The organism is Marinomonas vulgaris, assembly GCF_018145875.1.
Taxonomy (GTDB): domain Bacteria; phylum Pseudomonadota; class Gammaproteobacteria; order Pseudomonadales; family Marinomonadaceae; genus Marinomonas; species Marinomonas vulgaris.
In genome coordinates, this window is sequence record NZ_JAGSSV010000016.1 from 19834 (window position 1) to 32715 (window position 12882).

General features: G+C 49.5%; 10 protein-coding genes. 1 reads left to right on the forward strand and 9 read right to left on the reverse strand.

The window, feature by feature from the left end:
- The first annotated feature begins 18 nt into the window (after positions 1-18).
- A complete protein-coding gene (locus tag J9B83_RS11760; RefSeq protein WP_211536941.1) occupies positions 19-1647 on the forward strand; it encodes an alpha-glucosidase family protein in 1629 nt (542 codons plus the stop codon).
- Here the strand turns inward: J9B83_RS11760 and J9B83_RS11765 are convergent.
- The 9 genes from J9B83_RS11765 to J9B83_RS11805 all read right to left on the reverse strand — a co-directional run bounded on the left by J9B83_RS11765 (position 1635) and on the right by J9B83_RS11805 (position 12725).
- Positions 1635-2351: a 3'-5' exonuclease gene (locus tag J9B83_RS11765; RefSeq protein ID WP_211536942.1), complete on the reverse strand. Its 717-nt coding sequence runs from the start codon at positions 2349-2351 to the stop codon at positions 1635-1637. The two genes, J9B83_RS11760 and J9B83_RS11765, sit on opposite strands and share 13 nt — an antisense overlap.
- Positions 2351-4207 (reverse strand): DUF294 nucleotidyltransferase-like domain-containing protein, encoded by a 1857-nt coding sequence (locus tag J9B83_RS11770; RefSeq protein ID WP_211536943.1) that lies wholly within the window; start codon positions 4205-4207, stop codon positions 2351-2353. Before J9B83_RS11770 ends, J9B83_RS11765 begins: the two co-directional genes overlap by 1 nt.
- Positions 4208-4247: 40 nt before the next feature.
- The gene (locus J9B83_RS11775) at positions 4248-4814 is read right to left on the reverse strand and encodes a TMEM165/GDT1 family protein (RefSeq protein ID WP_211536944.1); all 567 of its coding nucleotides are present in this window, start codon (positions 4812-4814) and stop codon (positions 4248-4250) included.
- Between the two features lie 323 nt (positions 4815-5137).
- Positions 5138-6721 carry a BCCT family transporter gene (locus J9B83_RS11780; RefSeq protein WP_211536945.1) on the reverse strand — a complete coding sequence of 528 codons (1584 nt, stop codon included), beginning with the start codon at positions 6719-6721 and terminating at the stop codon, positions 5138-5140.
- A gap of 415 nt (positions 6722-7136) precedes the next feature.
- Complete coding sequence (hemW, locus tag J9B83_RS11785) at positions 7137-8306, reverse strand: radical SAM family heme chaperone HemW (RefSeq protein ID WP_211536946.1); 1170 nt, start codon at positions 8304-8306, stop codon at positions 7137-7139.
- Positions 8303-8917 carry an RdgB/HAM1 family non-canonical purine NTP pyrophosphatase gene (rdgB, locus tag J9B83_RS11790; RefSeq protein WP_211536947.1) on the reverse strand — a complete coding sequence of 205 codons (615 nt, stop codon included), beginning with the start codon at positions 8915-8917 and terminating at the stop codon, positions 8303-8305. Before rdgB ends, hemW begins: the two co-directional genes overlap by 4 nt.
- Before the next feature lie 24 nt (positions 8918-8941).
- Entirely contained in the window at positions 8942-9532 is a 591-nt protein-coding gene (metW, locus tag J9B83_RS11795; protein WP_211536948.1) for a methionine biosynthesis protein MetW, read from the reverse strand.
- Entirely contained in the window at positions 9522-10688 is a 1167-nt protein-coding gene (gene metX / locus J9B83_RS11800) for a homoserine O-succinyltransferase MetX (RefSeq protein ID WP_211536949.1), read from the reverse strand. The genes metW and metX overlap by 11 nt, the downstream gene beginning before the upstream one ends.
- A 147-nt stretch (positions 10689-10835) precedes the next feature.
- A complete protein-coding gene (locus J9B83_RS11805; protein WP_211536950.1) occupies positions 10836-12725 on the reverse strand; it encodes a methyl-accepting chemotaxis protein in 1890 nt (629 codons plus the stop codon).
- Positions 12726-12882 lie beyond the last annotated feature (157 nt).

Genomic DNA, 12882 nt, shown 5'->3' on the forward strand with positions numbered 1-12882 from the left:
ATGCCCCGGAGAGCCGAAATGACGACCGATTTGAATTGGTGGAAAGGTGGGATTATTTACCAAATATACCCACGCAGTTTTATGGATGCGAACGGCGATGGTATCGGTGATCTGGCGGGCATTACCAGCAAACTAGACTATGTGGCCTCGTTGGGTGTAAACGCGATCTGGCTGTCGCCGATCTTTACCTCGCCAATGAAAGACTTTGGCTATGATGTGTCGGATTATTGCGACATAGACCCCATGTTCGGCACATTGGCGGATTTTAAAGCTCTAATCGAGCGTGCCCACGAGCTTGGCTTGCAGGTGATGATTGATCAGGTGATCAGCCATTCTTCTGATCAGCACCCTTGGTTTGAAGAAAGTCGACAGGATAAAACCAACCCCAAAGCCGACTGGTACGTGTGGTCTGACCCCAAACCCGATGGCTCGCCACCGAATAATTGGTTGTCGATTTTTGGCGGCAGCGCATGGAAGTGGGACAGTCGTCGTTTGCAGTATTTTCTGCACAACTTTTTGGATTCTCAGCCGGATTTTAACTTCCATCACCCCGAAGTACGCCAAGTGCATTTAGACAATATGCGCTTTTGGTTGGAATTGGGCGTCGATGGTTTTCGCCTCGACACGGTGAATTTTTACTTTCACAGTGCCGGGCTGGAAGACAACCCCGCCTTGTTGCCGGGAGAGCCTAAAACCATGGGCGCGCCCCACGATAATCCTTATACCTACCAGCGCCATGTGTACGATTTGAGTCGCCCTGAAAACCTGCTGTTTTTGCAGCAGGTGCGCGCCTTGATGGACGAATTCCCCGGCACCACCACGGTGGGGGAAATTGGCGACGATTTCCCGCTCAAGCGCATGGCAGAATACACGTCTGGCGGCGATAAGCTGCACATGGCTTACACCTTCGATTTTCTCAACAAGCCCCATTCCCCCGAGTACATTCGTACCACCTTGGCGAACATGAACGAGATCGTCGGTGATGGCTGGCCGTGTTGGGCGTTGTCGAACCATGATGTGATGCGCGCTCGCACCCGCTGGGGTGGCGATGCGGCGAATGGTGAGCAATACGCGTTGGCGGCCATGGCGTTGATTTTGTCGTTGCGTGGCAGCGTCTGCTTGTATCAAGGGGAGGAACTTGGCTTGCCCGAGGCGGACGTGCCGTTTGAGCGCATTCAAGACCCGTACGGAATCCCTTTATGGCCGGTGTTTAAAGGTCGAGACGGTTGTCGAACGCCTATGGTGTGGGATAAGGGCGCACAAGGTGGATTTTCAACGGTCGAGCCTTGGTTGCCGGTCGATCCGGTGCATTTGCCGCTGAGTGTGGCGGAGCAAGAAGCCAATCCAAAAGCCTTGCTGCATAAGGCCCGAAGGTTGATTTACTGGCGTCAGCAGCAGGCGGTTTTAGTCAATGGATCGTTGACCTTGTTGGAGGTAGAAAACGACCAATTAGTGGCGTTTGTGCGTGAGCATCAAGGTGAAAAAATCGTGGTTGTGGTCAACCTAACCGACGACAGCCAACAGGCGACACTGAAAGCACCATTAGAAGGAAATCTGACGGCCTTAGAAGGCCACGGATTTCACGCTGAGCTAGAGGGTAACATACTCACTTTACCGGCTTATCAAGTAGCCTATTACACCCAATAACTGGCGATGTCGGCGTCAAGGTCCATGTGATACGACATTTGCGCTTGCAGCAATTCTGCCGATGATAAGGCGTCTGTCAGGGCATGATGGGCCTTGTAGCGGGGCAGTTTATAGCGTTGGCGGCAGGCGTCTAAGCGCAACGATGGCTGCTTACCGAAGCGCTTCCACCAAGGTTGGTGAATCGCTTGGCGTTCAATGTCCATGGTGTCGAGAACCGGAAAATACAGCGGATAACCATATATTTTCATCGCGGCTTCGAGTAAAAATTGTCGCTCAATGGACACGCAATGCACCACAATCACGTGTTGTGCGAGTGCGGCCAAAATCTCCTCTAAAATCGCCTCCAGCCTAGGTGCTTCGGCCAGTTCAGCGTGGGTGATTTCGTGAATGGTGACCGATTCGGCGTTCAGGGCGCGTTTGGGTTTGGCCATCCAATATTTTGCCCCTTGGCAACGTATGGTGCGGTGGTTGAGCGGAATCAGCCCCAAGCTGATGATTTCGTCTTGGCTGGAATCTAACCCCGTGGTTTCCAAATCCAACGCCAGCAATGGCGCGTCTTTGAGTGCTATTTGCGCACTGATCATACCGGCTTCATAAAAGCGTTTTAACGGCCCTTCGGGGGCGTCTTTTGCCCATTCAGCGTACATGGCTTGCCAGTCTTGACGGTCCGCTTTGGGGGTTTTTTTCACTAAGGATTTGCCCATTAGCTGCGTTTCCCTGCGTAGCGGAATTTAATGAATTCCTGTTGGCGAGCAACGATGTGAAAGGCGTCCCGCAAATGGCGCTTTTCGAACGACGACAAGTTTTCTGGGTTGACCTGATTGTTGGGTTCTTCACCGGCTTCGATTTGATCTTTTTGGTTGCGAATGCGCACCATGCCGATCATTTCCAGTGCGAGCGCCAAATCTTTAGCGCGACCGTCTGGCAGTAGGCCGGCGGCTTCAATGTCTTCAAGGCGTTCTAGGGTATTCAGTTTGTCGCTGCCACAGGCAAAGGCATGAACGCGGACAATGTCGATAATGGGGGCGATGCCGCGTTCTTTGAGGTTAAAGGTGTGGGACTGTTTGCCACCGCCATCCAGTACGAATTGACGGAAAAAGCCCAGTGGCGGTTTGCGCTGGTTGGCGTTTCTGGCCATGAAGGTTAAAAAACCAGGGTGTTGTTTGACTTCTTGGCGGATATGGCGGTTCAGCTGTTTGGCGAGGGTTTTATCCCCATAAATACCGCGTAAATCGAAGAAAATGGACAGTCGCAATAAGGCTTCGGCCTTGGGCTGTTGAATCCACTCGCTGAAATAGTCTTTCCATACGTTCAACGGCTGACGCCAGCGGGTGTTGGACGCCATAATATCGCCGGTACACAAATCATAACCGCAGGCATCTAGATGCTGACACACCCAATCCGATAGGTTTTTAAAGTAGTCACCATGCTGCTCCGGGTTGTATTTATTGCTGAGAATTAGGGCGTTATCTTGATCGGTTTTGATGGTTTGTTCTTCTCGTGCTTGCGACCCCAAAGCGATAAAGCAGTAGGGCACAGGCGGCGGACCGAATTTTTCCTCGGCGAGTTGCAAAAGGCGTTTAACGAAAGCGGTGCCTATGTGTGACATGGCGTTGCCGATCATTTGCGTATTGGCGTCGGCCAGCACCAATTGCGTGAAGGTATGAGTCATCTTGCGGCTGATGCTTTTTAGCCCTTCGATGCTGGTTTGCTTGTAAATATCACTGATAAGATAGACGCTGCCGTGGCTTTCTTTTTGGATCAGATCGCCGGTGCTGATCACGCCAATCGGGCGTCCGTTTTTGACAATGGGAATGTGGTGGACATTGCGCCCCATCATTTTTAGTACCGCTTCCGAGGCGTAATCGCCGCTGTCCATCACCAGTGGATCGCGGGTCATGATGGTGGAAATAGGGGTGTCGTAATTCAGCCCTTGAGCGACGGCTCGGGTGCGCAAATCTCGGTCGGTAATTATGCCGATTAGCTCGTCGTTTTCGGTGATCAACAGGCTGGATACTCGGTGTTCGGTCATGATTTGTGCCGCCGTGCGGATGTCGGAAGACAAATCGGTACTGATCGGCTGGCGGCGCAATAAGCTGACCACAGGGCAGGTCATGAGCGAGACGTCGGAGCTTTGTGAGTCCATTGCAACACGCAAACGCACCTCGCGGGCCAGCTCGAAGAAGTCAGAAAAGGTGTCGTTTTCTTCGTAAAATTTGAGAAACCAACGGGCTGGAATACGATACAACAAGCTGTCTTCGATGGTGCGCATCGACTGGGACGACTTGCCGCCACGCAACAAGGAAAAGTAACCGAATAGCTCCCCTTCGTTCATGCGACGAATGAGCTTTTCGTCTTTGCTCAGTACTTCGATGGCGCCACTGCGGATAAAAAACAGCGCGTTATTGAGCGAACTGGGGGCGATGACCCATTCTCCCGCACGCATGTATTGGATTTCGATTTCCTTCGTCATGTCGTTGAGTTGTGGGTCGTCGGCCATGTCGTCAAAGGGCGCATGCTGGCACAAGGCTTCGAGTATTTCGGTTAATTCAACGTCCATCGTAGGTCCCTGTTGGTGGTTATCTTTGTCTATAGACAGTTTAGTTTAAAAAAGGCGCGGCGATTGTAATCACACCAATAATAAGAAACAGCAAGCAAGCGACTTGCCTTGTACGGTCTGCGTTTATTCTGTCCATGATCCAATTTCCAGCGAAGACCACGGGGACATTGGCTAACATCATGCCAAGAGTAGAGCCTAACAAGACTAACCAAACGCCGCCATAGTGAGCGCCCAACAAGACAGTGGCGATTTGAGTTTTGTCGCCGATCTCTGCTAAAAAGAACAGCACAAAGGTCGCACCAAATGCGCCGTATTTGAGCATTTTGTTGTCGTCGCTGTCGTCTTTATCGGGAATCAATAACCACAAACCGACGGCAATAAAGCTCAAACCCACAACCCAACTGAGGGCGCTGTCGGGGATCCAATGGGCGATTTCTACCCCAAGCCATGCAGACAAGGCGTGATTAAGCAGGGTGGCGAGCAAAATGCCCATTACAATAGACAATTTAGAGGCAAAACGCGTCGCAAGGAACAAGGCTAAGAGTTGAGTTTTGTCGCCCATTTCGGCTAAAGCAACGGTGGAGACAGAGGTGAAAAATGCTTCCATTTTAAAGGTAATCCTAGGTGGGCAGTCAAACAAAAGACAACAAACCTGAGCCCACCTGAGCCAAGTTATTGTCTTAAGTCTCATCAATCCTGCGATTTTCATCACATCAGGACTTCTATGCCACGAGCGTGAGGCTCAATTATGTTGACAAAGAATCTTTGCTGCACAGATCGTTTGCATAAATGATCAGCGTGTTGCAAAGAAGATTACTCCCCCAAGAGGGCACTGATAATAGGCCATTTACCCCAAAAAAACAACGCGAGGGACAGACGTCGCTCGCGTTGTGGTCACCCTGATGTTTTTCGTCTAAGACGATAACATCGTTATTTGTACAGGTGCATGTCGCTTTGTAAGCCTTTGATCAAGCTGACACACATGATCAACATCAATAAGGTAAACGGTAGGCCAATAGTGATCGCCGCCGCTTGGATTGCTCCTAGTGCTTCAGAACCACCGCCAACCAGCAAGGCGATAGCAATCACGCCTTCTAGGATCGCCCAGAAAACACGTTGAATCATAGGCGCATCGGTTTTACCACCGGCGGTGATGCCGTCGATAACCAAAGAGCCAGAGTCAGATGAGGTCACAAAGAACACCAATACCAGTACGATACCAACGAATGACAGAACAGATGTCATCGGTAGGCTTTCAAACATCTGGAACATGGCCAAAGACGAGTCAGAAATGCCATTTGCCAAGGCGCCGATGCCGTTTGCCGACAGATCCAAGGCCGAGCCACCGAAAATGGACATCCACACCAAAGAAACTACGGTAGGTACAAGAAGTACAGCAATGACGAATTCACGAACAGAGCGACCACGAGAGACGCGGGCGATAAACATGCCGACGAAAGGTGACCAAGAAATCCACCATGCCCAGTAGAATACCGTCCAACCGTGGTAGAAGGTTTCGTCTTCACGACCAATCCAATTACTCAGTGGAATGACGTTTTCAACATAGCTGAACAAGTAAGACACCATGGCAGAGAAAATAGCGCCGGTATTACCGACGATCACAATAAAGACCGCAAGTACCGCGGCGATGATCATATTGACGTTAGACAACAGCTTCACGCCGCCTTCTAAACCACGGGCCACCGAAATAATCGCCACAGCGGTCACGCCACAAATGACTAAGATTTGAGTGGTCAGCGTATTCGGAATATCGAACAAGAAGTTCAGACCGCTGGTGGCTTGCAAAGCACCAAAACCAAGGGATGTGGCCAAACCAAAAATAGTCGCGATCACAGAGACGACGTCGATAACGTGACCAATGACGCCCCAGACTTTTTCACCAAATAGTGGGTAAAAAGCCGAACGAATCGTTAATGGCAAGCCCTTGTTGTAAGCGAAAAACGCCAACGACAAACCCACTACCGCGTAAATAGCCCAAGGGTGCAGACCCCAATGGAACATGGTCGCGCCCATTGCCAAGTCTCTGGCTTCTGGGGTGTTGGCGACCACATCAAATGGCGTACCGTACCAACCTGTGTAATACGCCACAGGTTCAGCCACACTCCAGAACATTAAGCCGATACCCATGCCTGCTGCGAACAACATCGAAAACCAAGTGATGGTCGAGTGCTCAGCTTTGGCATCGGAGCCGCCAAGGCGAATTTTACCGTAAGGCAAACAAATTAAAGCCAAGCAAAAGAGGACAAAAATGTTCCCTGAAATGACAAAGAACCAATCGAAATTGCTGATCGACCAATTTTTCGCACTGGACAAGATCGCGCTGGCATCCGTCGGGAACAAAATACTGCCAATGATAAACGCAAAAATGATCACCGCACTGGTGCTGAAAACGGGATTTAACACGTCTAGGCCAAGAAACTGAATGTTATCCTGGCCTACTTTGTAGGATGTGTTGTACTCCGCCCGACCTTTGTCGGGGACTTTATTACTCATAATGATTCTCCTGAATGAGTGAAAACTTTTTAAAACCATAAGGCAAAGCGGCGGACAATAATGTTCTCAATACGACTTATTATGTTCCTTCCCCATCGCTTTATTATCAAAACTCTTCCCTGTTTACCGTTCCACGTTAACACTAGCGATACTTGGTGACAGAAAATCGACATCGAATGATTCAAAATACAGCATGGAATAAAGAATCGGTGCGAGTGAGTCTGTGAGGGCATGGGGATAAATAAATGAGGGTGTTGTTATGTAATATTCAAAACGACGTATTGAGTAAAGTCCGCTGTATTGTGTGTTAATTAAGAGAATAAAAAAGCCATCGTTTGATGGCTTTTTTATTCTCAGGCTGCAAAGGGTACATCAATATAGTTAGATGTCAAATTATAGTAAGCAAAGTGACGGTTTAGGGAAGGAACAACTCAAGCAATTCGTTGAGGAATAATTTGCCTTTTTCGGTGGTTTTTACCCGTTTATGTTGCCATTCATTGGCGTCTAACAAACCCTGTTTCAAACCCATTTCACAGGCTTTAATCAACGCAGAGGGCACTTCTTGGTAGGCAAAGCGTTGGTAATCGGCCAAGTCGAAGGTTTCGAATAAGCGTAAACGATTCATCATAAACTCCAGCGGTAAGTCTTCTTCTGCGATCGCGTCTTTTATGACTAAGGCTTCGGGCAAATTATTTAGATAATGACTGGGGTGGCGAGTCTTTCGTGTACGAAATATTTGTCCATCTGCCAAGGTGATTTTACCGTGGGCACCAGCACCAATACCTAGGTAATCGCCAAAGCGCCAATAATTAAGGTTATGCGCGGCGCGTCGACCGATTTTCGCATTGGCTGACACTTCATATTGTGCATAACCGTGCTCAGTTAAAAGTGCTTGGCCAGCGTCTTGAATATTCCACAGAGTGTTGTCTTCGGGCAAGGTCGGCGGACGACGATAAAACTCCGTATTTGGCTCTATGGTCAACTGGTACCAAGACAAATGCTCTGGGTTTAAATCGATGGCGATTTGTAGGTCTTCCATGGCCATGGCGTGGCTTTGATCGGGCAGGCCGTGCATCAAATCGAGGTTAATATTGTCGAATCCAGCGGCTCGAGACTTATCCACAGCGTGGATGGCCTCGTCGCGGTTGTGGATTCTTCCTAGAGTTTTCAACAGGTTTGGCTGGAAACTTTGGATACCGATGGACAAACGATTGATGCCCGCTTGGCGAAAATGGCGGAATTTTTCTTGCTCAAAGGTGCCAGGGTTGGCTTCCATGGTGATTTCAGCGCCTTCGACCCAGGTGAGCTTGTCGCGTAAAGCGTCCATGAGGCGATAGTAAAAATCTTCGCTCATTAGGCTGGGTGTGCCGCCGCCGATGAAAGCGGTTTGAATCGGACGACCGGCCACATAGGGCAAATCCGCGTCTAAATCCGCTAACAATTGGGCGAGGTAAGCCTCTTCGGGAAGCTGGCCATTTTGTTCAAAACGATCCGCTTGATGTGAGTTGAAATCACAATAAGGGCATTTTCGTACGCACCAAGGCAGGTGAATGTACAAACTCAGCGGTGGCAGCAAGGCGCTCACAGAGTGATGCCGCCGGCTGTTTGCTCAAACGAAGTAAGCAGCTGTTGCAGCGCTTGGGCGCGATGGCTGATTTGATTTTTAATGTCTTTCGGTAAGCTGGCGGCACTGCAGCCTTGTTCGGGCACGAAAAAAATTGGGTCGTAACCAAAGCCTTCTTGACCTTGTGCAGACGTTAGAATTCGGCCTTCCCACACGCCGTGAAACACCTGCGGCGTGGGGTCGTTTTGATGGCGCATATACGCTAAGACACAATGAAAACGCGCGGTACGTTCTGCTTCTGGTACGCCGTCGAGTTTTTCCAACAATAGGGCATTGTTCGCTTCGTTGTTGCCGTGCTCGCCAGCAAAGCGAGCCGAGTAAATCCCCGGTGCGCCGTCTAGATAATCCACTTCGATACCCGAATCGTCGGCAAGAGCAGGCAGGCCAGTATGCGCACAAGCATGGCGGGCTTTTAAGATGGCATTTTCGATAAAACTTAAGCCCGTTTCTTCCGCTTCTTCAAAATCAAACTCGCCTTGAGGTTTGACCGTGATGCCGATGTCGGCGAGTAATGCGTTGAATTCTTTGATTTTACCGGCGTTGTTGCTGGCTAGTACTAGGGTGCGTGGCATCCTGTTGTCCTCGGTGGTAAGGGCTTATCGGCTAATGTGAAAAATGGCCGTTTCGCTGAACAAGTTGGGCATGGAACGAATCCACCAATGGTCTTTTAGTTGTCCATCGACCGCCGCCCAGCGTAATACCTTGATGTCTTTTTCACGGCACAGGCGTTCAAAGTCTTGAAAAGTAAAGAAGTGGATGTTCGGCGTGTCGTACCAGTTGTAGGGCAAAAAGTCTGACACCGGCATACGGCCTTTTAACGCCAAGTGCAAACGGCTGCGCCAATGACCAAAGTTAGGAAAGGTAATAATGCATTCTTTGCCAATGCGCAGCATTTCGTCGATCAATAAATCGGGACGGCGAAATTGCTGCAAGGCGTGGGTCATCAAGACGAGGTCAAAGCTTTGGTCATCAAAGTTCTGTAGGCCTTCGTCGATGTTTTGTTCGAGAACCGGAATGCCTTTTTCCAAACAGGTGTTTAGATCGTCATGGCCGATTTCTAAGCCGTAGCCGTTGACCTGTTTGTTTTGAATCAGGTGATGCAGCAATTCTCCGGGACCACAGGCCAAATCCAGCACGCGAATATTGGGTTTAACCCATTCGTCGATGATTTCTAAATCAGAGCGCATGGTTTTTCTCCAGGATGTGCTGCTTACTAATGCGAGTCAAAAAGGTATTCAATACCGTCATGTAGCGAGGAATGGGAAACAGAAATGCATCGTGACCTTCGGTGGCTTCGATTTTCGCATAGCTTACCTGTTTGCCCGCTTTGACCAAGGCATCGACGATTTCTTCGCTGCGTTCAGGGGCAAAACGCCAATCTGTGGTAAAAGACACCAGTAAAAATTCGCATTGAGCCTTACTCAGCGCCGCCGAGAGATCGTCATCGGTGCGCGCGGCGGGGTCAAAATAATCCAACGCTTTGGTCATCAGCATATAAGTGTTGGCATCGAAGCGTTTGGTGAAAGCTTCGCCTTGGTAGCGTAGGTAGCTTTCGACTTCAAATTCAATGCCGTAATTGTACTGATAAGCGTCGTGACGCATTTGGCGGCCAAACTTGGCACCCATGGCGTCGTCGGATAAATAAGTAATGTGGCCGAGCATGCGTGCCAACCCCAGTCCATTGGTAGGCACTGAGTCATGATCCAAGTATTGGCCATCGAAAAAGTCTGGATCACGACGAATGGACTGACGTGCCACTTCGTTAAAGGCGATGTTTTGGGTCGATAATTTAGGTGCAGAAGCAATGATTACCGCAGCTTTAAGGCGCGTTGGAAAGCGAATGCTCCATTCTAAGACCTGCATGCCGCCTAAACTGCCGCCGACGATCGCGGCAAAGGTTTGGATACCAAGCAAATCCGCCAAGCGCGCTTGGCTTTCCACCCAGTCTTCTACGGTCACAATGGGAAAGCTGGCTTCCCAGCGTTGGCCGGTTTCTGGGTTGATGGTCGTCGGGCCGGTCGACCCGCAGCAGCCGCCTAAATTGTTTAGGGAAATAACAAAATACTGGTTGGTGTCGATGGCTTTGCCAGGCCCAATGGCCGAATCCCACCAACCGGGTTTTTTGTCTGTCATGGCGTGATAGCCCGCTGCGTGGTGATCGCCGCTGAGTGCATGACAAATTAAAATTGCGTTGGAGGCGTGCTTGTTAAGCGTGCCGTAGGTTTCGTAAACAAGCTGATACGATGCCAAGGTTTGTCCGCAGGAAAGCGCTAATGGGGTATCAAATGACGCCACTTGCGGCGTAACAATACCCACAGAGTCGGCTGGAATAACGTCCGGCATAGAGTTTGGTTTTATCCTAAATTAAAGTCGTAATGAAGAGCGTCCCGTTCCACAAAAAAAAGTGGAAAAATCCATCGATGAATTTTTCCACACAGTCTAGCGGTTGACCTGAGTGTCATCAAGCGCTTGATGATTTCAGACGCGGATTTAGTCGCGCAGGGTAAACACTTGGGTCTTGCTCGCCAATTGGGTAGAAAGGTGGTGAATTTGCTGGGTTTTATCGGCCAAAATGTCGATGGAACGAGTGTCTAGATTCAACTGCTTAGCGATTTCTTCCATTTCGGTGCTCATTTGGATGGCGGTACTGGCCACATCTTGAATGGCGCTGGCCATGGTGTCGGTCGATTGCGACCCTGTCATGGCGAAACTTTCGATGTTGCGGATGGCGTCTTCGGCTTTACTGCCGCTGGCGCTGATGATTTTCAGATTGTCTTGGCCGCTTTCCATGGTAGTGATGGCGGTTTGTGTTGATGATTGGATGGTGTTGACGATGTCGGTGATTTTTGAGGTGGCGTCGACGGTTTTTTCAGCCAGTGCGCGCACTTCGTCGGCGACGACAGAAAAGCCGCGACCTGCTTCACCGGCACGGGCAGCTTCGATCGCCGCGTTCAGCGCCAATAAATTGGTTTGGCTGGCAAGATCGTTGATCATGGCGATGACGTTGTCGATGTTTTTCGACAAGCGACCCAGTTCATCAAGTTGTTGGCTGGTGGTGTGCACGATACCGACGGTGTCGTTGATGCTGCTGATGACCATCTTGATGATGTCGCCACCGGATTTTGCCGATTGATAGGTGTCGCTGGAATGCTCGCGAATGCTGTTGGTGGTGTTGGACAGCTCAGTCAAGCGTTTGGAAATATCATCGGTGGCCGTGGCAAGAGAATGGGTGCGTTCGTTGACCAAGTGATTGCTGCTGGAAATGCGCCCTATGGTGTTGTTCAAATCGGTCGACATGCTGTTGACGTTGTCGGTGGTGGATACCACGTCTTTCAGTACGTCTCCCAAACCGCTGGTCATTTCATTTAACGATTGGCTCAGTTGGTCAAATTCGTCGTTGCGTTTGCTGTTCACCATGGCTTGTGAGGACATATCACCCTGTTTCACCTTGTCTAGGTCGCTGATGATGTTGCGCAAGGTGGCGTTTACACTGCGGCCAATGGCCAGCATCAATAGAGCGGCGATTAAAATGACGGCAATGCTCACCGCCAGTAAGGTCACGTTGGCTTGATTTGAGCGCTGTTCAGCCAGTGCCTCAGCGTCGATTAATTTACCTTCCATCAGTTGTTTGGCGGCCAGTTGACTTAGGGTAAATTGCATTTTCTCGGTGTTATAGGTGTTTTCAATAACGCCAAGCTTGATGTATTCCTCACCATAAGCGATGAGCGCATCGCGGTAGGCGTAGGCTTTAACGCCGTGAGTGTCTTGGAAACCAAAGTTATCGATACGAGTTTCAAAGCGGCTGAATCCGGTCATAAATTCTTCTAAATTGACCTCGGATGGGTCTGACAAATAGCTGGCTTCGGCTTTTCGAACGTTGGTGAATTCACGTTTTAATAAGCTAAGTTTACGCACATCGTTGCTTAACTCTGCCCCCATGGCGTCAATGTTGCCGCGTAACCCAGAAGTAGAATCAAAACCTATGATGTAGCGTTCGTTGATCAGCGCCATTAGGGCTTGGCTGTAACCGTTGATTGAGACGAGATTTTCTTTTAGTACTCCTTTTAAGTCTTGGTCGCTGGCTCGCTCGATGTTGTTGGTGAGCACTTCAGAATTGATTTCGATCTGTTGGTACGCACTTTTTACATAGTCGTGGTAATTGTCGACAGTGATGGAACGGAGTTTGTCGGCAATTTCGAGCATGCTGATGCTCAGCTGATCGTTAGAAGATTGAATTTTAGAGAGATTTTTCAGCTCATTGTTGGCGCTTTGTTGGGAAGACAGGCCACTCATTGCCACAAAGGTCACCACGATAAAACCGATGATAGAGGTCACAAGGAGAGAGAAAAGTTTTGTTTTAAACGTTAGATTTGCCAGCATAAAGACCGTCCTATAAAGGGAGGTGAAACAAGGTGCAATCAATTCGCACGTAATGCCTGTTTTATGCAAGTACTGTGCTAGAAAGGTAAATCATGACAAAAAAGCCATATTATTGGGGATGAATTTGAGGTAATGAAAATTTTGTGTGCTTATTTGG

Excerpts from the sequence above, each read along its gene's own strand:
- J9B83_RS11760 (WP_211536941.1), top strand. The coding sequence starts at position 19 with ATGACGACCGATTTGAATTGGTGGAAAGGTGGGATTATTTACCAAATA.
- J9B83_RS11765 (WP_211536942.1), bottom strand. The coding sequence starts at position 2,351 with ATGGGCAAATCCTTAGTGAAAAAAACCCCCAAAGCGGACCGTCAAGAC.
- J9B83_RS11770 (WP_211536943.1), bottom strand. The coding sequence starts at position 4,207 with ATGGACGTTGAATTAACCGAAATACTCGAAGCCTTGTGCCAGCATGCG.
- J9B83_RS11775 (WP_211536944.1), bottom strand. The coding sequence starts at position 4,814 with ATGGAAGCATTTTTCACCTCTGTCTCCACCGTTGCTTTAGCCGAAATG.
- J9B83_RS11780 (WP_211536945.1), bottom strand. The coding sequence starts at position 6,721 with ATGAGTAATAAAGTCCCCGACAAAGGTCGGGCGGAGTACAACACATCC.
- rdgB (WP_211536947.1), bottom strand. The coding sequence starts at position 8,917 with ATGCCACGCACCCTAGTACTAGCCAGCAACAACGCCGGTAAAATCAAA.
- metW (WP_211536948.1), bottom strand. The coding sequence starts at position 9,532 with ATGCGCTCTGATTTAGAAATCATCGACGAATGGGTTAAACCCAATATT.
- metX (WP_211536949.1), bottom strand. The coding sequence starts at position 10,688 with ATGCCGGACGTTATTCCAGCCGACTCTGTGGGTATTGTTACGCCGCAA.
- J9B83_RS11805 (WP_211536950.1), bottom strand. The coding sequence starts at position 12,725 with ATGCTGGCAAATCTAACGTTTAAAACAAAACTTTTCTCTCTCCTTGTG.